The organism is Streptomyces sp. NPDC042002, assembly GCF_055588305.1.
This window is the reverse complement of the sequence record NZ_JBVJCT010000047.1, coordinates 1-23,493: the sequence shown is the minus strand read 5'-3', so window position 1 is coordinate 23,493 and position 23,493 is coordinate 1. Positions and strand designations below refer to the sequence as shown.

General features: G+C 71.9%; 17 protein-coding genes and 1 pseudogene. 13 read left to right on the top strand and 5 right to left on the bottom strand.

The features are described 5' to 3' along the window. Positions 1 to 55: 55 nt before the first annotated feature. From ACZ6KY_RS37675 to ACZ6KY_RS37665, 3 genes are all read right to left on the bottom strand, one after another. On the bottom strand, positions 56 to 1,426 hold the full coding sequence (locus ACZ6KY_RS37675) for a coenzyme F420-0:L-glutamate ligase (protein ID WP_469314799.1): 1,371 nt from the start codon (positions 1,424 to 1,426) through the stop codon (positions 56 to 58). 5 nt (positions 1,427 to 1,431) lie between these two features. Continuing rightward, the gene (gene cofD / locus ACZ6KY_RS37670; protein ID WP_469314770.1) at positions 1,432 to 2,415 is read right to left on the bottom strand and encodes a 2-phospho-L-lactate transferase; all 984 of its coding nucleotides are present in this window, start codon (positions 2,413 to 2,415) and stop codon (positions 1,432 to 1,434) included. 87 nt (positions 2,416 to 2,502) lie between these two features. After that, positions 2,503 to 2,991: a cupin domain-containing protein gene (locus ACZ6KY_RS37665; RefSeq protein ID WP_469314769.1), complete on the bottom strand. Its 489-nt coding sequence runs from the start codon at positions 2,989 to 2,991 to the stop codon at positions 2,503 to 2,505. A 731-nt stretch (positions 2,992 to 3,722) separates the two neighbouring features. On the opposite strand from ACZ6KY_RS37665, the gene ACZ6KY_RS37660 reads away from it, so the two are divergent. The 3 genes from ACZ6KY_RS37660 to ACZ6KY_RS37650 all read left to right on the top strand — a co-directional run bounded on the left by ACZ6KY_RS37660 (position 3,723) and on the right by ACZ6KY_RS37650 (position 9,436). Then, the gene (locus ACZ6KY_RS37660; protein WP_003975777.1) at positions 3,723 to 3,986 is read left to right on the top strand and encodes a WhiB family transcriptional regulator; all 264 of its coding nucleotides are present in this window, start codon (positions 3,723 to 3,725) and stop codon (positions 3,984 to 3,986) included. Between the two features lie 231 nt (positions 3,987 to 4,217). Continuing rightward, positions 4,218 to 7,940, top strand: coding sequence for a glycosyltransferase family 2 protein (locus ACZ6KY_RS37655; protein ID WP_469314768.1), 3,723 nt, complete (start codon positions 4,218 to 4,220; stop codon positions 7,938 to 7,940). After that, positions 7,937 to 9,436 (top strand): DUF5719 family protein, encoded by a 1,500-nt coding sequence (locus tag ACZ6KY_RS37650; protein WP_469314767.1) that lies wholly within the window; start codon positions 7,937 to 7,939, stop codon positions 9,434 to 9,436. The genes ACZ6KY_RS37655 and ACZ6KY_RS37650 overlap by 4 nt, the downstream gene beginning before the upstream one ends. 203 nt (positions 9,437 to 9,639) lie before the next feature. Here the strand turns inward: ACZ6KY_RS37650 and ACZ6KY_RS37645 are convergent, their stop codons facing one another. After that, positions 9,640 to 10,089, bottom strand: a complete 450-nt coding sequence (locus ACZ6KY_RS37645; RefSeq protein ID WP_355854822.1) for a metallopeptidase family protein — start codon at positions 10,087 to 10,089, stop codon at positions 9,640 to 9,642. Between the two features lie 379 nt (positions 10,090 to 10,468). On the opposite strand from ACZ6KY_RS37645, the gene ACZ6KY_RS37640 reads away from it, so the two are divergent. The 9 genes and pseudogenes from ACZ6KY_RS37640 (at position 10,469) to ACZ6KY_RS37600 (ending at position 20,912) form a co-directional block, all read left to right on the top strand. Next, a complete protein-coding gene (locus tag ACZ6KY_RS37640) occupies positions 10,469 to 10,846 on the top strand; it encodes a DUF3499 domain-containing protein (protein WP_469314798.1) in 378 nt (125 codons plus the stop codon). Between the two features lie 253 nt (positions 10,847 to 11,099). After that, positions 11,100 to 12,336, top strand: a pseudogene (locus tag ACZ6KY_RS37635) (L-lactate permease). Positions 12,337 to 12,524: 188 nt separating this feature from the next. Next, positions 12,525 to 13,886, top strand: a complete 1,362-nt coding sequence (locus ACZ6KY_RS37630; RefSeq protein WP_469314766.1) for a phosphomannomutase/phosphoglucomutase — start codon at positions 12,525 to 12,527, stop codon at positions 13,884 to 13,886. A 272-nt stretch (positions 13,887 to 14,158) separates the two neighbouring features. After that, positions 14,159 to 14,329 carry a Trm112 family protein gene (locus ACZ6KY_RS37625; RefSeq protein WP_078943765.1) on the top strand — a complete coding sequence of 57 codons (171 nt, stop codon included), beginning with the start codon at positions 14,159 to 14,161 and terminating at the stop codon, positions 14,327 to 14,329. 313 nt (positions 14,330 to 14,642) lie between these two features. Next, on the top strand, positions 14,643 to 15,770 hold the full coding sequence (locus ACZ6KY_RS37620; protein WP_469314765.1) for an SIS domain-containing protein: 1,128 nt from the start codon (positions 14,643 to 14,645) through the stop codon (positions 15,768 to 15,770). A 125-nt stretch (positions 15,771 to 15,895) separates the two neighbouring features. After that, the gene (manA, locus tag ACZ6KY_RS37615; protein ID WP_469314797.1) at positions 15,896 to 17,047 is read left to right on the top strand and encodes a mannose-6-phosphate isomerase, class I; all 1,152 of its coding nucleotides are present in this window, start codon (positions 15,896 to 15,898) and stop codon (positions 17,045 to 17,047) included. 144 nt (positions 17,048 to 17,191) lie between these two features. Beyond that, positions 17,192 to 18,172, top strand: a complete 981-nt coding sequence (locus tag ACZ6KY_RS37610) for a cation diffusion facilitator family transporter (RefSeq protein WP_469314764.1) — start codon at positions 17,192 to 17,194, stop codon at positions 18,170 to 18,172. Between the two features lie 525 nt (positions 18,173 to 18,697). Then, the gene (gene ahcY / locus ACZ6KY_RS37605; RefSeq protein ID WP_469314763.1) at positions 18,698 to 20,155 is read left to right on the top strand and encodes an adenosylhomocysteinase; all 1,458 of its coding nucleotides are present in this window, start codon (positions 18,698 to 18,700) and stop codon (positions 20,153 to 20,155) included. Between the two features lie 100 nt (positions 20,156 to 20,255). Continuing rightward, positions 20,256 to 20,912 carry a hypothetical protein gene (locus ACZ6KY_RS37600; protein WP_469314762.1) on the top strand — a complete coding sequence of 219 codons (657 nt, stop codon included), beginning with the start codon at positions 20,256 to 20,258 and terminating at the stop codon, positions 20,910 to 20,912. A gap of 37 nt (positions 20,913 to 20,949) precedes the next feature. On the opposite strand, the gene ACZ6KY_RS37595 is transcribed toward ACZ6KY_RS37600, so the two are convergent. Beyond that, positions 20,950 to 22,077, bottom strand: coding sequence for an RDD family protein (locus tag ACZ6KY_RS37595; protein WP_469314761.1), 1,128 nt, complete (start codon positions 22,075 to 22,077; stop codon positions 20,950 to 20,952). Positions 22,078 to 22,215: 138 nt separating this feature from the next. Here ACZ6KY_RS37595 and ACZ6KY_RS37590 point away from each other — a divergent pair, with 138 nt between their 5' ends. Continuing rightward, positions 22,216 to 23,223, top strand: coding sequence for a stage II sporulation protein M (locus tag ACZ6KY_RS37590; RefSeq protein ID WP_469314760.1), 1,008 nt, complete (start codon positions 22,216 to 22,218; stop codon positions 23,221 to 23,223). Positions 23,224 to 23,493 lie beyond the last annotated feature (270 nt).

The window sequence follows — 23,493 nt, the reverse complement described above, 5'->3', positions numbered from 1 at the left end:
CCCGTCGCCGAACGGTTCGCGCCGAACAGCGACGGACCGAACAGCGACGGACCGATCAGCGGACCTCGACGAAGTCGGCCGCGTCCCGGTCCGGCCGGGTTCTCGGTTCCTCCGCCGCGTGGCCGACGGCCACGGCCCCCATCGGGTCCCAGTTCTCCGGCAGCTCCAGCGTCTCGCGTACGACATCACGGCAGAACATCGTCGACGACACCCACGCGGAGCCCAGCCGCTCCCCGGCCAGCGCGACCAGGAAGTTCTGCACGCCCGCCCCGGTGGCGACCACGAACATCTCGCGCTCGGCCCCGTCCCGCCGTGCGTCCCCGTACGTGTGCGACCCGTCCATGACCAGGCACGGCACCACGAGATACGGCGCCCCGCGCAGCACGTCGCCCCGGCGGACCCGCTTGGCGATGGACTCCTCGCTCTTCCCGTCGCCCCGCAGATCCGCGATCCACGCGTCCCGCATGGCGTCGAGCAGCCGTGTCCGCGACTCGGCGGACTCCAGGAGCACGAACCGCCAGGGCGTGGTGTGGTGCGGCGCGGGAGCGGTCACCGCCGCGGCGACCGCTCGGCGTACGGCACCGGGGTCGACGGGCTCGCCGGTGAAGGCCCGTACGGTACGCCGCTGGGTCACCGCCTCCCGTACGGCTTCCGAGGTGCCGAGCCGGAACATGTCGTCCCGCGCGTCGCGCACCATCGCCCGCGCCCCGGTGCCGTCCCCCTCGGTCACCAGGTGCGCGAGCCCGCGCACGACGGCGACGGGGAGCCCGGAGGCCTTGCCCTTGACCAGGTCACCGGCGGCGGCGAGCTCGTCCGCCGTGGCGACGACGGTCGCGCTGAGCGGATTGCCGTGCGCGTCGGTGCCGCCCCGCAGATCGTCGAGCACGTGGACGCCCGCGGCGCCGATGGCGACATCGGTGAGCCCGGTGCGCCAGGGCCGCCCGAAGGTGTCCGTGATCACGACGCCGACGTCGACGCCGAGGGTGTCCCGCAGCCCCGCGCGGATCGCGTACGCGGAGGCGTCGGGGTCCTCGGGCAGCAACAGCACTGTCCCGGCAGGGGTGTTGGAGGCGTCGACCCCGGCGGCGGCCATCACCAGACCCTGCCGGTTCTCCACGATCCGCAGTGGGCCGCGCCGTGCCACGACCCGGACGGTCTCGGCGTCGATGGCGGCCTCGCGGTCGGCGGCCTCGACCATCCGGCCCTCGGCCTTCGACACGATCTTGGAGGTGACGAGGAGCACGTCCCCGTCGACGAGCCCGGGCTCGGCCGCCGCGATGAGCTTCGCCAGGTCGTCCCCCCGACGTACCTCGGGAAGTCCGCCCAGCGCCCAGACCCGGTAGCCCGCGCCGGCGGGCCTTCCCGGGTGTTCCCCGTCGGCGTGCCGTCCAGCGCGCTCCGCGTCGCCGGGTACCGCCGCGTCCATGGTGCTCATGAGGTCCGTACCTCCTCCGCCAGCGTCAGCGCCTCACGCGCCATCCGCGCCGTCGCGTCGAGGTCGGACATCATCAGCGGTACGGCCCGGCAGCGGATGCCGGCCGCCTCGACGCGCTCCACGGCCAAGGCGTCGACCGTGTCGACGAGCCAGCCGTCGAGGAGCCCCGAACCGTAGTGCTCGGCGACCGCGGCGGCGGTGGACTCGACGCCCACCGCGGCCAGCACCTTGTCGGCCATGCCGCGCACGGGCGCGTCGCCGACGATGGGGGAGAGGCCGACGACGGGCACGCCCGCCTCGGCGATGGCCTCCCGTATGCCGGGCACGGCGAGGATGGTGCCGACGGAGACGACGGGGTTGGACGGCGGGAAGAGGATGACGTCCGCCTCGGCGATGGCCTCGAGCACTCCGGGCGCGGGCTTCGCCTGCTCGGCGCCGACCGGCACGATCGCCTCGGCCGGGACGGAGGCCCGCAGCCGCACCCAGTACTCCTGGAAGTGGATCACCTTGCGCTCGCCGGCGACCCCGGCCGGGTCGCCCTCCGGCAGCGTCACGGCGACATGGGTCTCGACGCGGTCGTCGGACATGGGAATGAGACGCACGCCCGGATTCCACCGGTCGCACAGGGCCGCGGTGACGGCGCTGAGCGGATAGCCCGCGCCCAGCATCTGCGTCCGCACGATGTGCGTCGCGAAGTCGCGGTCGCCGAGCCCGAACCACGCGGGTCCGACCCCGTACGCCGCGAGCTCCTCCTTCAGATGGAAGGTCTCGTCGGCCCGCCCCCAGCCCTGCTCCTCGTTGATGCCGCCGCCGAGCGTGTACATCACCGTGTCGAGGTCCGGGCAGACCTTCAGCCCGAAGAGATGGATGTCGTCGCCGGTGTTGCCGATGACCGTGATGTCCGCGTCCGGCACGGCCCGCTGGAGACCACGCAGGAACCGGGCACCACCGATACCGCCTGCCAGAACCACAATGCGCATGGGGTTCAGTCTCGCAGGCGGGTACGACAACGCGTCAGCCGGTTACGAGACCCCGGCGACGGCGGGCCCGCGGTCCACGCGAACGCCTCACACGGTTTCGGCGACCGCGCAACGCGCCGCGTGCATCGGCATCTCGGTAAGACCCGGGTAATAGACGTGCAGGCTGACGGCGGGTTCGAGCGAGTCGTTGACGACCTCGTGGACGTAACCGGGCGCGAACACGCGCTGTGCGCCGGATCCAAGGGCGCGCGTGCCGCGCTCGGTGCGCTCGGTCAGCGCGCCGTCCAGGACGGTCAGCACGCCGGAGGAGCCGCCGTGGCCGTGCAGCCCGCTGCCCTGTCCGGGCACCCAGGACAGCAGCCACATCTCATAGCCGGGCCCGGTGCGCAGCCGGTGGTACCAGCGCGAGGCGGCGTCGTACCGGACGAGGTGTTCCCACTGGGAGCGGTCGGCGGCGATGGAACGCGCCAGGCCGACGAACTCGGCCACGGTGGAGGGGTGTTCGCGCGGCGGCTGAAGCAGGTGGGGGACTTCGAGGATGTCGCCGGCGATCTGGAGGTCGCTGTCGCTGTTCATGGATGCGGTGGTTCCTCGGCGGAAGAGTGCTGGGGTGTCGCTGGCCGTTTTCCGCCCGGGTCACGAGCGGGGATTCCGCCCGGGTCACGGGCGGGAGAGGGGCCCTGGTGCGGGCGGTGGCCCCGGTGAGGGGCGGGGTTTCGCCTCAGTGGCGGCGAGGCAGCCGGAGCGCGGTAGGGCTCAACAGCTGGAACGGCAACAACAGCTACAGCGAACGAGGGCAGCACCGAGGGACCCGGCGGTGCGGGTCGAGGTGGATGCCAAGTTCACGAGCATGCCCACAAGGACACCGGTTGACACCTCCACTGTCAACTGCATGTCCGGTATGTGGGAGATGTTTCACCTCATCCGGTTCATCTGGCAGGCGAAAGGTTTGTTCAGGGGCCTCCCCGGACACATGGCGCACAACCGGGTGAACAAACCCCGCCGCGGCCCCGTGATCTAAATGTGATCAGATTCGCTTCGGGGTCCGCGTCGGAACGAGATCGAACTCCTGGACGTCCTCCCCTGTGAGGGGCGGGCGTCTGACCTGGGCCTCTTGGGCTGTCAGGGTTTATGCCGATTTGAACACTTTCCGCATAGCCTTGGTTCCGCAGAGTGAATAAGGGGCCCAATAGCAGATCTCGGCTTGACTGGCCCGGATCGGCACACTTGTAATTTCACTCGTGTCGTTCAGCCGAAATCGGTGACGGCAGCATCACGGGGACGCGAATGACAGACGAGGGGCGCACATGACCGAGCTGGTGCAGCAACTGCTGGTCGACGACGCGGACGAGGAACTCGGCTGGCAGGAGCGCGCGCTGTGCGCCCAGACCGACCCCGAGTCCTTCTTTCCCGAGAAGGGCGGCTCCACCCGCGAGGCCAAGAAGGTCTGCCTCGCCTGTGAGGTCCGCTCCGAGTGCCTCGAATACGCGCTCGCCAACGACGAGCGGTTCGGCATCTGGGGCGGTCTGTCCGAGCGGGAGCGGCGTCGTCTGAAGAAGGCCGCTGTCTGAAAACGGTCGTACGGAAAAGCGGACGCGGAACAGTAGTCCACCCACGTGGGTGCCGCCGACCAAACGGCACACACTCTTACGTAAGGAACGGCCCGGCGCAGGTGGGTTATCCACAGGCGGCGGGCCGTCGTCTTGCTCAGCCGTTAGTGTGGGCCCTCGTCCGAGACGTCCCGCTGTCCCCGCCGGACACAGACGTCCACCGCAGTCCATCGAACCGGGGCCCGTACCTCGATGTCCGTGCACAGCCATTCGGCAGCCCGTAACGACGCCGCTGCCGCCCCTGAGTTCCCGCGCCACGTCGTGACCGCGGTGCTCGTCTCCCACGACGGCGCCCGCTGGCTGCCCGAGGCGCTCGCCGGGCTGCTCGGCCAGGACCGCCCCGTGCAGAACGCGGTGGCGGCCGACACCGGCAGCGCGGACGAATCCGCCGAGCTGCTCACCGAGGCGCTCGGCGCCGACCGTGTGCTGCACCTGGCACGGCGCACCGGCTTCGGCCAGGCCGTCGAGGAGGTGTCCCGCACCGCCGGTGAGCTGACCCCGGACGACCTGCCCTACCTCAGGCGTCCGAGCGGCTGGGACCCCGCCACCCGCACCTGGCGCGACGACGCGTACGACATGCCGGACCTCCCGCACGGCGAACCCGAGCAGTGGCTCTGGCTGCTGCACGACGACAGCGCCCCGGAGCCCGACGCCCTGGCCCAGCTGCTGCGCGTCGTGGAGAACGAGCAGGAGATCGGCCAGGACGTGGCCATCGTCGGCCCCAAGCTCCGCGGCTGGTACGACCGCAGGCAGCTCCTCGAAGTCGGCGTCACCATCGCCAACTCCGGCCGCCGCTGGACCGGTCTGGACCGCCGCGAGCAGGACCAGGGCCAGCACGACCACGTCCACCCCGTGCTGTCCGTGTCCACCGCCGGAATGCTGATCCGGCGCGATGTCTTCGAGGAACTCGGCGGCTTCGACCGCCGGCTGCCCCTGATGCGCGACGACGTCGACCTGTGCTGGCGCGCCCAGGCCGCCGGGCACCGTGTCCTCGTCGCCCCGGAAGCCGTCGTACGGCACGCCGAGGCGGCCTCCCGCGAGCGCCGCGCCGTCGACTGCGTGGGCCGCACCTCCGCGTCCCCGCACAAGGTCGACAAAGCGGGCGCCGTCTACACCCTCCTCGTCAACGCCCGCACCGCGCAGCTCCCCTGGATCCTGATCCGGCTCGTCCTCGGCACCCTGCTGCGCACGGTCGCCTACCTCGTGGGCAAGGTCCCCGGACAGGCCGTCGACGAGATCCGCGGCCTCCTGGGCACCCTGCTGCGCCCGGAGCGGATCATCGCCGGGCGGCGCAGGCGCGGCCGCCCGCAGGTCGACAAGGGCGAGCTGCGGGCCCTGTTCCCGCCGCCGGGCGCCACCGTGCGGGCCACCTTCGAGCAGGTCGCCGGCAATCTGACGAGCGGCTCCGACGCCGACGTCACCACGGGCGCCGGACGGCACGGAGGCGCCGTCGAGTCCGGACCCGGCGGCGACGACGGCGACTTCCTGGAGATCGAGCAGTTCGCCCGGATCAAGCGCATCGCGCGCAACCCCGGCCCGATGCTCTTCCTGGTGCTGCTGTTCGTCTCGCTCCTCGCCTGCCGCGCGCTGCTCGGCGGCGGGGCCCTCGCGGGCGGCGCTCTGCTGCCCGCGCCCGCCGACTCCTCCGAGCTGTGGGCGCGTTACCTCGACGGCTGGCATCCGGTCGGCGCGGGGAACACCCAGTCCGCCCCGCCCTACCTCGCGATCGTCGCGCTGCTGGCCTCCGCGCTCCTCGGCTCCACCGGGCTCGCGGTCACCGTGCTCCTCGTGGGATCCGTGCCGCTGGCCGGCTTCGCCGCGTACTTCGCCTCGCGCCCGCTCGTCGAGTCCCGCCTGCTGCGCGCCTGGGCCTCCGTCGCGTACGCCTTCCTGCCCGCCGCCACCGGAGCGCTCGCGGGCGGCCGCATCGGCACCGCCGTCCTCGCGATCCTGCTGCCGCTCATGGCGCGCGCTGGCATCGCCGCGAGCGGTCTCGCGCACGGCTCCCGCGCACGCGGGAGCTGGCGCGCGACCTGGGCGTACGCCCTGCTGCTGACGTTCACGACGGCGTTCACCCCGATCGTGTGGCCCATCGCGCTGGTCCTCGGCATCGCACTCCTCGTGGTGCGCCGCAGGGAGATCCCCGCCTACGGACCGCGTTTCCTGGCCCAGTTCGGCACCCCGCTGCTGGTTCTCGCCCCCTGGTCGCTGACCCTGCTGCCGTTCGGCTTCTTCAAGCAGGCCGGCCTGGACTACGGCGCCGGCGCGGCCTCCCCGCTCGACCTGCTCAGCGCCAGCCCCGGCGGGCCGGGCACGGTCAGCGGGCTGATGCTCTTCGGCATCGTGCTCGCCGCGCTCGCCGCCCTGCTGCGCTCCGAGCGCCAGGGGGGGATCCGGACCGCCTGGGTCATCGCCGTGGTGGCGCTCGTCTTCGCGGTCCTGTCCAACCGTTCCACCTGGGCAGGACCCGCGACCCTCGTCTACGGCCTCGCGCTGCTCGCCGCCGCCGCCGTCGGTTCGGACGGGGCACGCGCGCGTGTCGCCGAACAGAGCTTCGGCTGGCGCCAGCCGGTGGCCGCGCTCATCGCCTTCGCCTGCGCCGCCGGCCCGTTGCTCATCGCCGCCGGCTGGATCATCCGCGGCGCCGACGGACCCGTGGAGCGCCGGGACCCGGTGCAGGTGCCCGCGTTCGTCGCCGAGGAGAGCGGCACCCGCGACCAGGCCCGCACCCTCGTCCTCGACAGCCCTTCGGCCGCCAGGCTCGGTTACGTCCTCGTCCGCGGCTCCGGCGCCCGTCTCGGCGACGCCGAACTCGCCTCGGCGGACGGCGAGAACAAGAAGCTCGACAAGGTCGTCGCCAACCTGGTGGCGGGCTCCGGCGCCGACCAGGCCGACGAACTCGGCGGCTTCGCCGTGCGCTACGTCCTGGTCCGCAAGGGCGCGCCGCGCGAGGTGAGCCGCGTCCTGGACGCCACCACGGGCCTGACCCGGCTGAGCCAGCAGGACGGCAGCGCCCTGTGGCGCGTCGACCAGCAGGTCTCGCGCGCCGCGATAGTCCCCGCGTCCGGCGACCCGGAGTCCATCGCCGCCGGACCGGTCGAGGTGCACACCACGATCCCCGCCGGAGCCGACGGCCGCGTCCTGCGCCTGGCCGACAGCGCCGAAGCCGGCTGGACGGCGACCCTGGACGGCAAGCCGCTCACCGGCACCACGGTCGACGGCTGGGCCCAGGGCTTCCAACTGCCCGCCGACGGCGGCAGGCTGGACGTCACCTTCGACGCCCCGCTGAGCCACACCGCCTGGCTGTGGGCCCAGGGCGCGCTCGCCCTCGTCCTCGTGGTGCTCGCCCTCCCCGGGCGGCGCCGGGACGTCGACGACGACCTCCCCGAGGAAGAGGCCGTGCCCGCCCAGGACATGACGGGCGACGGCCGCCGAGCCCGCCGCCTGCGCGCCCAGGCCGAGGCGGACGCCGAGTCCGAGCAGTCGGACGAGGACCTCGACGACGAGTTCCCCGCGGACATGGACACGGGCACGGACACGGACCAGGAGGTCCCGGCCGGCGCCGTCCCGCACCAGCAGGCGTACGGCGAGTGGGACAGCCCGAGCTACGCGAACGCCGAGTACGACACCTACGGCGGCGAGCGGTACGAGGGGCAGCAGCAATACCCGGCGGGCACCTACGAGCAGCCGTACCAGGCGGACCCCTACCAGGGCGGCCAGTACGACCCGTACGCCTACGGGGGCACGGCGGCGTACGACCAGACCTACGGTCAGGGCTACGACGCGAACGGCCAGGCCTTCGACACCCGGGGCCAGGGCTACGACACGGGCGAGCAGGGCTACGACCCGGCGTACGACCCCACGCAGCCCCCGCACGGCACCGACAGTGAGCGCCCCGACGGGAGCCATCAGTGAACCGCACCACCCTGTCCCTGATCGCCGCGGCGACCGCGCTCGCCGCCGTCACCGGCTTCGCGACCCTCAAGTCGCCTGACGCGTCCGGCGGCGGCACGGCCGGTACGGCCGCGCGGCTGCCCGTGGAGCGCACCAGCCTGCTCTGCCCGCAGCCGAGCACCTCGGACATCGCCGATACCGCGTACACGTCCTTCACCCCCGTCGCGGAGGGCGCCGGCGCCGTCGGCAAGGCCCAACTCCAGGCCGCCACCGAGGAGTCGGCGGACTCCACGGCCGGCAAGAAGAGCAAGGGCAAGGCCGCCAAGTCCGTCGTCCAGCCCAAGGAGCCCGGCAAGCCGGCGTCCGGCGACTCCTCGGGTGCCGACGCACCCGCCCTCGTCGGCGTCGCGTCGGGCAAGTTCGCGCCCGGCTGGACGGTTCAGGAGACGACGGAGGTCGCCGCGGGCAACGGGCGCGGCCTGCTCGGCACCAACTGCACCGCCCCCGACACCGAGTTCTGGTTCCCGGGCGCCAGCACCGCCGCGGCGCGCACCGACTATGTGCACCTGACCAACCCGGACGACTCCGCGGCCGTCGTCGACATCGAGCTGTACGGCAAGGACGGCACGCTCAAGTCCACGGTGGCCGACGGGATCACGGTCCAGCCGCACGCCAGCGAGCCGATCCTGCTGAACACGCTGACCGGCGATCCGCAGACCGACCTCACCGTGCACGTGACGGTCCGCAGCGGTCGTGTCGGAGCCGCTGTCCAGGCACTGGACGAGAAGACAGGCGGCGACTGGCTGGCCGCCGCGGCCGACCCCGCGGGCAGCCTCGTCATGCCGGGTATCCCCAAGGACGCCACCTCCGTGCGCCTGGTCGCCTTCGTGCCCGGCGACACGGACGCCGACCTGAAGGTGCGCCTCGCCTCGCCCTCGGGACTGATCACCCCGGCGGGGAACGAGACGCTGCACGTGAAGGCCGGCATGACCTCCGCCGTCGACCTCGGGGACGTCACCCGTGGTGAAGCGGGCTCCCTGGTGCTCACGCCCACCGGCTCGTCCGTGCCGATCGTCGCCGCCCTGCGGGTGGTGCGCGGCAAGGGCGCCGATCAGGAGACCGCGTTCATTCCGGCCACCGTCCCGGTCGGCACGCGCGCGACGGTCGCCGACAACACCGCCAAGGGGTCCACGCTCGCCGTGACCGCCCCCGGCGGGGGAGCCACGGTCAGGGTCACCGCGTCCGCGGGCAGCCAGGGCGGTACGGCCGTCTCGAAGACGTTCACCATCAAGGGCGGGACCACCGAGAACGTCGCGGCACCGGTCCCGAGCGGCCTCAAGGGCACGTACGCCCTCACCGTCGAGCCGGTCTCCGGAAGCCCGGTCTACGCCTCCCGGATGCTCGCGGCGACCCAGGAAGGCGTTCCCGGCTTCACCATCCAGAACCTTCCGGACGACCGCGGAACGGTCTCGGTGCCGGAAGCGCGGCAGGACCTCTCGGTGCTGCTCAAGCAGTGACCCAGGACCGGTGATCGGCCCGGGTGCGGTGATCCGCCCGGGCCTGATCGGTCCGGTCCGAGCGGTCGGGTGCTGATCGGGTCAGGTCCGAGCGGCGCGGGTCGGAATGGTCCGGGTCTGGATGGTCCGGGTCCGAGCGGTGCGCGTCCGAATGGGCCGGGTCCGATCGGTCCGGGGCCGGGCGACCCGGTCCAGGTCCGTCCTCAGTCCTCGCCGTAGCGTGGATCAACCGTCTCCGGTGTCAGGCCCAGCAGTTCCGCGACCTGTTCCACGACGACCTCGTGCACCAGGGCGGCGCGCTCGTCGCGCCCCTTGGTGCGGATCTCGACCGGACGACGGTAGACGACCACGCGCGCGGGATGCCCCTCGCGCGCCGCGATCGTGCCGCCCAGCGGCACCGCCTCGTCGCTCCATGCCTCGCCCGAGCCCTCCAGGCGGGGGACTTCGAGGACCATGAAGTCGATGTCCGCGAGCTGCGGCCAGCGTCGCTCCAGCCGCTCCACGGAGTCCTGCACCAGGTCCGCGAAGACTTCGGCACGGCTCGCCGCGAGCGGCACCTGGGGCGGCGCCACGGGGCCGCGCATGCCCCTGCCATGGCGGTCACGACGGCGGGGACCGGCTGCTGCGGCACGGGGCGGTACGGGGTTGTCCATCACTGACGAAGAGTAGTCCCCGCCCGGCCCGGCCGCCCGGCCCCACGCGCCGTCGCCGACGGGCGGGCGGACCGACGGCACCCGGCCCGGCAGGTGTTCCGGATGACATCCGATGGCGCCGGATGACGCCTGATGACCATTCCAGCCAAGATTGGGCCCGATTTCGTATCCCTCCAAGACCGTCTCTGGCATGGCAATTGACATGATTCGCACCAAGTGGTGACCGGATTCAGGTCTGTTCGGCGTCCCGAGGCGTGATGTCGGCCCAGGTCAGGGTTCGATGCCCGGAAAACGGTGTGGGCCGTCCCACGACACGACACGGTGAGGCGACCGGGGGGAGAGTCGTCGCGGCCCGCTCAAGAGTGCGGTACCGTCCAACATCGTGAGCCTTGTACGTCGCTGTTCGCGCACCGCTTGCGGCCGTCCTGCCGTCGCGACGCTGACGTACGTCTACGCCGACTCGACCGCGGTCCTCGGCCCGCTCGCCACCTACGCCGAACCCCACTGCTACGACCTGTGTGCCGAGCACTCCGAGCGCCTCACCGCGCCGCGCGGCTGGGAGGTCGTCCGGCTCGCCGACTCCTCCGGTCCGGCTCGCCCCAGTGGTGACGACCTGGAGGCACTGGCGAACGCGGTGCGCGAGGCGGCCCGTCCGCAGAAACGTGCCGCGGAGGCCGGCGGCAGCGCCCGCTCGGTGGACCCGATGGAGGTCGCGCGCCGCGGCCACCTGCGGATTCTGCGCTCACCCGACAACTGAGCACCGCTCCACGCGCCCGCACCCCGTACTTCCGGCCGTACTTCACTCGTCGGCCGAACTCCGCCGCGCCTCCCGCATCGCACCCCACACCCGCTCCGCCATCCCGCCGTGCCGCCGTGCGTCCACCGCCCCTTCCCGGGGCACCGATTCCACTGAGCGACGCACGCCCATTGATGTGAAGTTGTCGCGGACGCGACGATTCCGGTTGCCGTGAGAAATCGCTTTCCGCATCACGGAATCCGGGGAGGCGTCCATGTGCGTCCAGGAGCTGCGACCCGTCGCCGACTCGCTCGGCCTGTCCGCCCTCGTGGCCGCCCTGCCCCTCATCGTCGTGCTGGTCCTGCTCGGCGGCGTCCGGCTGAAGGCCCACGTGACGGGCCTGGCAGGCCTTCTGGCGGCCTCACTGGTCGCCTGGCCCGTACGGCATGCCGGTGGGCCGGACGCTCCCCAGTGCCGCCCAGGGCGCCGCGTTCGGCCTCTTCCCCATCCTGTGGATCGTCGTCAACGTCCTGCGGGTGTACCGGATGACCGTCCGCACCCGGCACTTCGACATCCCGCGCCGGTCGTTCGGGCGGCTGTCCGATTCGCCGCCTCGAACTACGTCTCCGTACAACTCGCGGACATCGGCGCCTCCTTGGCCGGTGCCGCCGCCCTCGTCGCCGCATCGCACGCGCGCGTGCCCGCCGCCGAGTCCGTACGGGCGTCGGTCCCGACCGGCACGCGTAGCGAGGAACTCGACGAGCGGGACCCGACCCGCGAAGTCGTACGCGCCTACGCCCCGTACGCCCTGATCGTCACGGTCTTCTCGATCGCGCAGATCCCCGCCGTGAAGGACCGGCTGGCGCGGGCGACACGGACGTACGACTGACCCTTCCTGGACGTCGTCGACCCGGAACGGCAAGCCGGTGGGCGGGAACGTCTTCACCTGGCCGGTCGTGGCGACCGGCGGCACCCTCGTGCTGCTCGCCGGGCTGTGCGCGGCCGTGGTGCTCGGGGTGCACGCGCGCGTGGCGGTCCGGGAACGGCTCGCGACCGTGCGCGAGTTGAGGTTCGCGATCCTGACCGTGACGTCCGTACTGGCCCTCGCCTACGTCATGAACCTCTCCGGACAGGCCGCCACCATCGGCCACTTCGTGGCGGCGGCCGGCTCCGGACTCGCCTTCCTGTCACCCGTCCTGGGGTGGTTCGGCGTGGCCGTGTCCGGTTCCGGCACCTCGTCGAACGCCCTCTTCGGCGCCCTCCGGGTGAGCGCCGCCCGGGAGTCGGGGCTGTCACCCGAACTCCTCGCCGCCGCCAACGGTTCGGGCGGTGTCCTCGGCAAGATGATCTCGCCGCAGAACCTGACCATCGCCTGCGCGGCCGTCGGACTCGAGGGCCGCGAGGGCGACCTGCTGCGCAAGGTGCTGCCCTGGAGCCTCGGGCTCCTGCTCGTCATGTGCCTGATCGTGGTGGGACAGACCTCGCCTGTCCTCTCCTGGATGCTGCCCTGAGAGGGTTACGGGCGCTGGGCCCGCGCGCCGGGACGGTTCTGGACGTTGGCCCGGGTCGGGCGGGTTTCCCCCGGATGACGGGTCCGTTCCGCACGTCACGGATGCGCTCCACTCGGGCCCGACACCGCCCGCTGTCAGCCCGGACGGGTAGTTTGGGGTGACCGAAGTGGACTTCTGGAGGGTTGGCCGTGACTGCTGATCTGTCGCAGCTCGTGAAGGCGTACGACGTACGCGGGGTGGTCCCGGACCAGTGGGACGAGCCGCTCGCCGAGCTGTTCGGCGCCGCCTTCGTCCAGGTGACCGGAGCGGACGCCATCGTGATCGGGCACGACATGCGGCCGTCGTCGCCCGGACTGTCCCGCGCCTTCGCGCGCGGTGCGGCGGCGCGCGGGGTCGACGTGACCGAGATCGGCCTGTGCTCCACGGACCAGCTGTACTACGCGTCGGGCGCGTTCGGCCTGCCGGGCGCCATGTTCACCGCCTCGCACAACCCGGCCCAGTACAACGGCATCAAGATGTGCCGGGCGGGCGCGGCCCCCGTCGGCCAGGACACCGGACTCTCCGAGATCCGCCGACTCACCGAGTCCTGGCTCGACTCCGGCGCCCCGGCCTCGGACGCCACACCCGGAACGATCACGCGGCGGGACACGTTGGACGACTACGCGGCGTACCTCCGCTCCCTCGTCGACCTGACCTCGATCCGCCCCCTGAAGGTCGTCGTCGACGCGGGCAACGGCATGGGCGGACACACCGTCCCGACCGTCTTCTCCGGCCTGCCGCTGGAGCTCGTGCCGATGTACTTCGAGCTGGACGGCACCTTCCCGAACCACGAGGCCAACCCGCTCGACCCGGCGAACATCGTGGACCTCCAGAAGCGCGTCCGCGAGGAGAGCGCCGACCTCGGCATCGCCTTCGACGGCGACGCCGACCGCTGCTTCGTCGTCGACGAGCGGGGCGAACCGGTCTCCCCGTCCGCGATCACCGCGCTGGTCGCCGCCCGCGAGCTGGCCAAGCACGGCGGCGGCACGGTCATCCACAACCTCATCACCTCCTGGTCCGTCCCGGAGGTCGTCCGCGAGCTCGGCGGCACCCCCGTCCGCACCCGCGTCGGCCACTCCTTCATCAAGGCCGAGATGGCCCGCTCTGGTGCGATCTTCGGCGGCGAGCACTCCGCGCACTACTACTTCCGCGACTTCTGGAACGCCGACACCGGCATGCTGGCCGCCCTCCACGTCCTCGCCGCGCTCGGCGGCCAGGACGGTCCGCTCTCCGGGCTCGTCGCTGAGTACGACCGCTACGTGGGCTCCGGCGAGATCAACTCCACCGTCGACGACCAGGCCGCCCGCCTCGCCGCCGTCAGGGCCGCCTACGAGGGCCGCGAAGGCATCGCCATCGACGAACTCGACGGCCTGACGGTCACCGCCGAGGACGCGTGGTTCAACGTCCGCCCCTCCAACACCGAGCCCCTCCTCCGCCTCAACGCGGAGGCCCGCGACGAGGCGACGATGACGAAGGTGCGGGACGAGGTCCTGGAGATCATCAGAGGCTGAGCCCCGCACGGCCGGACCGGAGACCCGATACCGCCGACCGGGAACGGCCCGGCGGCCGACCGTCGAAACCGACAGGCACGGCACCCCGCGGGTACCGCGCCCGTCGGCGGTCGGCCGGGGGAGACGCGGTCACGGGGACGGACGCGGAGACGGGCCTCAGAGGCCCGTGCCGCCGCTCCGCGCGCCTCGCGAACCGTGGGCGCGCCCCGGCACCCGGCTTCCCGCAGCGGTACCCTGACCAGGCCGCATCCACCGTTTCGGAAGGACACCCCATGCCGCTCGAAGCCGGCCTCCTGGAGATCCTCGCCTGCCCGGCCTGCCATGCCCCGCTCAAGGAGCAGGAGACCGAGCTGATCTGCACGGGAGCGGACTGCGGCCTCGCCTACCCGGTCCGCGACGGCATCCCCGTACTCCTGGTCGACGAGGCCCGCCGCCCCGCGTAGCCGACGCGGCAGCCTCGCGGACAGCGGCGCCGCGACCGCCGCGCGCGAGGCGACAGCGGCGCCGTCCCCGCCCGCGGCCGCGCCGACGGCGCGGCAGCAGGTCCGACGACAGGCAACGACACCCGACGACAAGCGACAGCGCCGCGCCCGCCCGGACAACGGCGACGCGGTCGTCCCGATCGGCGACCGGCGCACCCCGGCCGGCACCCGGTCCGACCCAGCGCCGCTCGGCACCGCGCGCGAGCGACATCGTGCAAGCGACCCCGGCGGCTCACGCGCAAGCGGCCCCCGGCGATCGGAGGCTACCGACCCCATGCTCGACGAATCGCTCCTCGACGATCCCGACGCGCTCACCCGGGCCGACCGAAGGGCACTGCTCCGCGGCGCCGCCGAGGCCGGAGCCCGGGTGCGCACCGCGGTCCGGCACGCCACCGAGGCCGGCATCCCCGAGCTGAAGCCGGACGGCCGCCCGCGCGGCGTCCTGATCGCGGGCCCCGGCATGGCCGCCACCGGTGTCGCCGAACTGCTCGGCACCCTCGCCGGAGCGAGCTGTCCCCTCACCCGGCTCACCCCCACGGGTGTCGCTCCCGCCGGGGGCGCCCTGCGCTGGGACCTGCCCGGCTGGGCGGGCCCCGTCGACCTCCTGCTGATCGCCACCCCCGACGGCAGCGAACCCGGCCTGGAACTCCTCATCGAGCAGGCCTACCGGCGCGGCAGCACCGTCGCCGCCGTGGCCCCCGCCGGCTCCCCCCTCGCCGAGTGGGTGGAAGGCAGCCACGGCCTCTTCGTACCGATGGCGACCGCACCGTACGACCAGGACGAACCCCTCGCGGCCTCGGCCCCCGGCGTGCTCTGGGCGCTGCTCACCCCGCTGCTCGTCCTCCTCGACCGCACCGGCCTGGTCTCCGCGCCGCCGGAAGCCCTGCAGAAGGTCGCCGACCGCCTCGACCGCGTCGCCGAGCGCTGCGGCCCCGCCGTCGCCGCGTACAGCAACCCCGCCAAGACGCTCGCCGTCGAACTGGCCGAGGCGCTCCCGGTGATCTGGACGGAGGGCACCTCGGCGGGGCCGGCCGGCCGTCGGTTCACCGCCGCGCTCGCCGAACTCGCCGGCCGCCCCGCGCTCACCGCCGAACTCCCCGAGGCCCTCGCCTCGCACAGCGTGCTGCTCGCGGGCGCGCTCGCCGCTGGCGCGGACCCCGAAGACTTCTTCCGGGACCGCGTCGAGGAGCAACAGGCACTGCACGCGCGCGTGGTGCTGCTCCGCGACCGTCCGATCGGCGGGATCAGCGCCGCACCCGCCGCCCGCGAACTCGCCCTCAGCCACGACACCGCGATCAGCGAACTCGAACCCGAGGAGGGCGGCGAACTGGAAACCCTCGCCGAGCTGATCGCCATCACGGATTTCGCCGCCGTTTACCTGGCGCTCGCTTCGGGGGCTTGATCTTGGGCGGGACCTCGCGCCCGGCGCCCGTCGCCGGACCCCGCGACCGGCGCCCCTGACACCCCGCTTCCCGGACAGCGCCCGCACGGAGCGGGCCGAGCAGCGCACGTATGGAGAAGACACCGATGGACCGCCTCGACAACACCGTCCGCCCCTACGCCTGGGGTTCGACCACCGCCATCCCGCGGCTGCTCGGCGTGGAGCCGACCGGTGAACCGCAGGCGGAGATGTGGATGGGCGCCCACCCGGGCGCACCCTCGCGCACCGGGCGCGGTCCGCTCAACGAGGTCGTCGCCGAGGACCCGGAGAAGGAACTCGGCCGCGCCGCCGTCGCCAAGTTCGGCCCCCGCCTGCCGTTCCTCCTGAAGCTCCTCGCCGCCGGCTCCCCGCTCTCCCTCCAGGCGCACCCCGACCTCGAACAGGCGCGGGAGGGTTACGAGGACGAGGAGCGCCGGGGTGTCCCGATCGACGCCCCGCACCGCAACTACAAGGACGCCAACCACAAGCCCGAACTGATCTGCGCCCTCACCGAGTTCGACGGCCTGTGCGGCTTCCGCGCCCCCGAGGAGGCGGCCGGACTCCTCGCCGCCCTCGACGTCGACTCCCTCAAGCCGTACGTCGACCTGCTGCGCGCCCACCCGGAGGAGGCGGCGCTGCGCGAGGTCCTCACGGCGGTGCTGAGCGCCGACCCCGACGACATGGCCCGTACGGTCACCGAGACGACAGCCGCCTGCGCCCGACTCGGCGGCGCCTACGCCCCGTACGCCGACATCGCCCACCACTACCCGGGCGACCCCGGAGTCATCGCCGCGATGCTCCTCAACCACGTCCGACTCCAGCCCGGTGAGGCCCTGTTCCTCGGCGCGGGCATCCCGCACGCTTACCTGAACGGCCTCGGCGTCGAGATCATGGCCAACAGCGACAACGTCCTGCGCTGCGGTCTGACCCCCAAGCACGTCGACGTCCCCGAACTCCTGCGCGTGGTCCGCTTCGAGGCGGGCGACCCCGGTGTCCTGCGCCCGGAGGCGTCCCCCGACGGTGAGGAGGTCTACGCGACCCCCATCGACGAGTTCCGCCTCTCCCGGTACGTCGTCGCCGAGGGCGCCGACCCACGCGACCTCACCCGCGAGACCCCGCAGATCCTGCTCTGCACCTCGGGTTCCGTGCGCGCCGACGGCTTCGACCTGACCCCCGGCGCATCGGTCTTCGTACCGGCCGGCGAAAAGGCCGAAGTGTCCGGGTCCGGCACGATCTTCCGTGCGACAGTGGTCGCCTGACGGGACGACGGCACCCACCTGAGGCGCGTCGCCGACGGACCGGGCTGCAAGAATGGCCCACCGCAAAGGGCGGGCAAAGCCCGGACCGGGGGTACGAGGGTACGAACGGGGCCCGGACGGCGTACGAAGGGACAGCAGGAGCAGATGAGCGCTTCAGGCGGCACCAAAGCGATCGTGGCGGCACTCGGCGCCAACCTCGCGATCGCGGTATCGAAGTTCGTGGCGTTCGCCTTCAGCGGCTCCTCCTCGATGCTCGCCGAGGGCGTTCACTCGCTCGCCGACTCAGGCAACCAGGCGCTGCTCCTGATCGGCGGCAAGAAGGCCCAGCGCGAGGCGACCCCGCAACACCCGTTCGGCTACGGCCGCGAGCGCTACATCTACGCCTTCCTCGTCTCGATCGTCCTGTTCTCGGTCGGCGGCATGTTCGCCGTCTACGAGGGCTACGAGAAGATCAAGCACCCGCACCAGATCGAGAACTGGTACTGGCCGGTCGGCGTCCTGCTGTTCGCGATCATCGCCGAGGGCTTCTCCTTCCGTACGGCCATCAAGGAGTCCAACGAACTGCGCGGCTCGCACTCCTGGTCCCAGTTCATCCGCCGCGCCAAGGCCCCCGAGCTGCCCGTCGTCCTCCTGGAGGACTTCGGCGCCCTCATCGGTCTGGTCCTCGCGCTCTGCGGCGTCGGCCTCGCCCTGCTCACCGGCGACGGCGTCTGGGACGGCATCGGCACGGTCTGCATCGGTGTCCTGCTCATCCTGATCGCGCTGGTGCTCGCCGCCGAGACCAAGTCGCTCCTGCTGGGCGAGTCGGCGGGCCCCGAGGACACCGCGAAGATCGAGGCGGCGATGGTCGACGGTGACACCGTCACCGGCATCATCCACATGCGTACGCTCCACCTCGGCCCCGAGGAGCTGCTGGTCGCCGCGAAGATCGCCGTCCAGCACGACGACACGGCCGCCCAGGTCGCCACCGCGATCAACGCCGCCGAGTCCCGCATCCGCGCCGCCGTCCCGATCGCCCGGGTGATCTACCTGGAGCCGGACATCTACAGCGAGGCGGAGGCGGCCAAGGGCCCGGACCCCAAGGCGACTCCCGGCGGACCGTCGCAGTCGCCGGCCGACCACTGACACCACCCGCTCGTACGCCGTCGGGGCCCGTCTGAGATCTCGGGCGGGCCCCGACGCCGTTCCCTCGCCCCTCCACGCATCTCCACCGCCCATCTCCACCACTCATCTCCACCGCCCATCTCCACCGTTCAGCCCTGCCGTGCCGTTCCGCTGCCCGTCTCCGCCGTTCAACTCTCCTTTTCAGGGCCGCGGTACCGCCCACGCAGGCAACTCGGGCACCACCCACTCGGCGAACGGGCCGGTGCCGGGCCGTTCAACCCCCCTCCGTCCAGAGGTGGACTGGGGAGGGACGCGCCCGCCGGTGTAGCTTGGTGACCGAGCCAGACGTCGCTGCTGATGGCGGTCGGGCGGTCCCACCGAGGACCGGCCGAGGGAGAGAGGGCCTCCGACGGACTGCGCTGCGCGCACCGGGCACTGCTGTGCCCTGTCCGTGCACGTCCGTGCCCCGATCGGGGCACGCGTTCGTGCCCGCCGCCGCGCAGAACAGCCCTACCCACCTCGCCCCGATTCCGAGGAGCAGCTCGTATGACGACTGTCGACAACCGACAGGACTTCAAGGTCGCCGACCTCTCCCTGGCCGTGTTCGGCCGCAAGGAGATCACCCTCGCCGAGCACGAGATGCCCGGCCTGATGTCGATCCGCAGGGAGTACGCCGAGGCGCAGCCCCTCGCGGGCGCCCGCATCACCGGCTCCCTGCACATGACGGTGCAGACCGCCGTCCTCATCGAGACCCTGGTCGCCCTGGGCGCCGATGTCCGCTGGGCCTCCTGCAACATCTTCTCCACCCAGGACCACGCCGCCGCCGCCATCGCGGTCGGCCCGAACGGCACGCCCGAGAACCCGCAGGGCGTCCCGGTCTTCGCCTGGAAGGGCGAGACCCTGGAGGAGTACTGGTGGTGCACGGAGCAGGCGCTGACCTGGCCGAACACCCCCACCGGCGGCCCGAACATGATCCTCGACGACGGTGGTGACGCCACCCTCCTCGTCCACAAGGGCGTCGAGTACGAGAAGGACGGCAAGGTCCCCTCGCTCGACACCGCCGAGTCCGAGGAGCACGGCTTCGTCCTCGGACTCCTGCACCGCACCATCTCGAACGGCTCGCAGAAGTGGACCCAGCTCGCCTCGGAGATCCGCGGCGTGACCGAGGAGACCACGACCGGCGTCCACCGCCTGTACGAGATGTACCGCGACGGCACCCTGCTGTTCCCGGCGATCAACGTGAACGACGCCGTCACCAAGTCGAAGTTCGACAACAAGTACGGCTGCCGCCACTCCCTGATCGACGGCATCAACCGCGCCACCGACACCCTGATCGGCGGCAAGACCGCCGTCATCTGCGGCTACGGCGACGTGGGCAAGGGCTGCGCGGAGTCCCTGCGCGGCCAGGGCGCCCGTGTGATCATCACCGAGATCGACCCGATCTGCGCCCTGCAGGCGGCGATGGACGGCTACCAGGTCACGACCCTCGACGAGGTCGTCGACAAGGCCGACATCTTCGTCACCACGACGGGCAACAAGGACATCATCATGGCCTCGGACATGGCCAAGATGAAGCACCAGGCGATCGTCGGTAACATCGGCCACTTCGACAACGAGATCGACATGGCCGGCCTCGCCAAGATCCCCGGCATCGTCAAGGACGAGGTCAAGCCGCAGGTCCACACCTGGAAGTTCTCCGACGGCAAGGTCATCATCGTGCTGTCCGAGGGCCGCCTGCTGAACCTGGGCAACGCGACCGGCCACCCGTCCTTCGTGATGTCCAACTCGTTCGCGGACCAGACCCTGGCCCAGATCGAGCTGTTCACCAAGCCGGAGGAGTACCCGACCGACGTCTACGTGCTGCCCAAGCACCTCGACGAGAAGGTCGCCCGTCTCCACCTCGACGCGCTCGGCGTGAAGCTGACGACGCTCCGCCCCGAGCAGGCCTCGTACATCGGTGTCGAGGTCGACGGTCCGTACAAGTCGGACCACTACCGCTACTGAGCACGCCCGCCGAGCAGCGGTACCACCGCTCGGCGTCCGGATGTCAGCAGGCCCTCGCCGTCCCGGCGGGGGCCTGTCCCCGATGAGGACCTGAACGCCCATGCCCCGCGGCCGCTATTCGCTCCATGATCCGCACGATCACACCCCTCTCGCCGACGAACACTTCCACTGCGCGCCCGGCCCCTCCGGCTGGCGCTACGTCTCCCAGCTCACCACCCCGTCCGCCACGGGACCCGACGGCCTTCCCGAACCAGGGACGGGGACAGCCACCGGTTCCGTCGACCTGGCCCTCGACGATCTCGGCCGCCCCATCCGCCTCGAACTGCACGCCGCGAACTGGCAGGTACGGGGCGCCGCACTCGAAGGCGTGACCTGGGTCCGCACCGACCCCACCGGAACCGAGGCCACCGAAGGCAACGTGCCCGCCCATGCCTTCACCGGTACCTCTCCCGCGTTCCTCGTCGCCACCGCCCGTCTCCTTCGCCTCACCCCTTCCGCCGCCGCCCCGGCGACCCGCGTACGCCTCGTCGCCTTCACCGACCCGGTCCTCGCCCCGCGCACCCTCGACCAGTCCTGGGCCTTGATCGCAAGCGAAACACACGCCACTGACAACGGGCCTCTGACCGTGGACGAATACCAGGTCACAGCGCTGGACACGGGGGAGCAGCACGCCGTGCACATCGCGGGAGACGTCGTGCTCGCGGCCCCCGGCATCGAACTGGAGCACCTCGAATCACCGCCGTCGGTGTTCACCTGACGGCGGGTTCGCGGGGCCGGGCCGGTGGTGAGTGTGCCTACGCGGGCGGCGCGAAGCCGGTCGCGGGGCGTTCCGGCCGGCCGGCTTGCTCGGCCGGAGCGGCCGGAGCTGCCGAACCGACCGGGGGCGGGGACGGCTGAGGGGCCGCGGGCTGCTGGGCCGCGGCCGGATACCCGGCGGGGCCCGGCGGGGCGGAGTGCACACCGGGCCCCGGCTGGAAGGGATACCCGGCCGGACCACCAGGCTGGAAGGGATGGCCGGCAGACCCGCCAGGTTGCTGCGGGTATCCCACAGCGGCGTTCGGCCGGAACGGATACCCGGCGGGTGCGCTCGGCTGGAAGGGGTATCCGACGGGAGCGCCTGGCTGGGGGAAGGGATGGCCACCGGGTCCAGGTGCCGCGGGGAAACCGCCCGGCGCACCGGCGAACGCCCGACGGGCCTCCCGGGTCTGCCGCTCCTGCACCACGGCCGCCAGATACGCGCCCGCCGGCACACCCTGCGGCGCAGGCGCCCCGGTTCGAGCGGCGAGATCCGCGGCGAGCCGTTCCGCCATCGCCGCACCGACCCGCGGATCCAGCTGCTGCATCCGCGTCAGGTACTGGCGGATGGCCAGCCACAGCCCGTCCGGTACGGCGGACAGATCGAGCTCGGTGAACCGCCCCGCCAGCCAGGGCGGCGGCGCGGGGACGTACGGCATACGCCCTACCGGAATCCGCTCACGCACGACAAGCGTCCCCGCGAACACGTCACCGAGCCGCCGCCCGCGCTCCGACACCAGCGAGGCGACGCACGCGACGATCCCGAACGTCATCAGAATCTCGACCACCCCGACGGCACCGCGCACCAGCGCGTGCCGGAACCGGATCGGCCCGCCGTCGTCCCGCACCACCCGCAGCCCGCACGCCAGCTTTCCCAGAGAACGGCCGTGGCTGAGCGTCTCCACCGCGATCGGCCCGCCGACCAGCACAAGAAGGAAACTCGCGATCGAGACGGCGATCTGCGCCGCGTCGTCCAACGCGGCGGTCGCGGCGACCAGGCCGATGGTCACGATGATGTAGACCGCCACAGCCAGGGCCAGGTCGAGCACCACGGCAAGCGCCCGGCTCGGCAGTTTCGCGGGGCGCAGCTCCAGCGCCACCGCCTCGCCCGTCACTAGCTCACTCACGCGTGCCGTCCTTCCCCTGACCTGCCCCGAGAACCGCCAGTCTGCCAAGCTGAGGACACATCGCGCCGCAGTAAGACAAGCTGACATCCATGATGGGCGTCCGATGAGCAGACGAGCAGCCGAGGAGCAGGCAAACCGATGGACCTCGACGTCTTCGTCTCCGCCCACCGAGCCGAGTGGGACCGACTCGACGCCCTGCTGCGCCGTCAGCGCCGCCTCACCGGAGCCGAGGCCGACGAACTCGTCACCCTGTACCAGCGAACCGCCACCCATCTCTCGCTGATCCAGTCCACCGCGCCGGATCCCCAGCTCACCGGGCGCCTCAGCCAACTCGTGGCACGCGCGCGCAGTGCCGTGACAGGCACCCGCCGAGCCTCCTGGCGTGATGTCACCCGCTTCCTGACGCACGGTTTCCCGGCGGCGGTCTACCGCGCCCGCCACTGGTGGGTGCCCACGGCGCTGCTGTCCACGGCGATAGCCGCCCTCCTGGGGTGGTGGATCGGCACCCACCCCGAGGTCCAGGCCTCCATCGCCGCCCCCAGCGAACTGCGTACTCTCACCCGCCCCGGCGGCGAGTACGAGACCTACTACTCCAGTCATCCCGCCGCCGCCTTCGCCGCCCAGGTGTGGACGAACAACGCCGAGGCCGCCGCGATGTGCCTTGTCCTCGGCGTCTTCCTGGGTATCCCGGTCCTCTGGATCCTTTTCCAGAACATGCTCAACCTGGGTGTCGGCATCGGCCTGATGTCATCGGCCGGCCGGCTCGACACGTTTCTGGGGCTCGTCCTCCCGCACGGTCTGCTGGAACTGACCGCCGTCTTCGTCGCCGCGGGCACAGGACTGCGACTGGGCTGGACCGTGATCGACCCCGGCCCGCGATCCCGCCGTACAGCCCTTGCGGAAGAGGGTCGCGCCGCGCTGGGCATGGCGATAGGCCTGGCGCTCATCCTCTTTGTCTCGGGTGCCATCGAAGGCTTCGTCACGCCGTCGGGCCTGCCCACCTGGGCCCGAATCGGCATCGGAATCACGGCTGAACTGGCCTTTCTCCTGTACGTCTATGTCCTCGGAGGGCGCGCGGCCCGCTCCGGCGAGACCGGTGACGTCTCAGCATCCGAGCGAAGCGCCACTCTGCCGATGGCCGCCTGATGTGCGTGCGCACCCGCTGACCTGCTAGCCTTCTCTTCGCCCCAAAAAACCTGTTGACACGGGTTGAGCGGGGAGGTAGATTCGAACAGTTGCCTAGAACTGGACACGTCCGGCGGCAGCGGTTAGAGTCTGCTCGCTTCTCAAAGCAATCGACACGTCGATTCAGAAGAAGCCTCTCCTGATGGTTCAGAAATGGTCGCCGGTCAATCCGGCCCACAGATTCTGATAAAGTCGGAGCCGCCGGAAAGGGAAACGCGAAAGCGGATTACC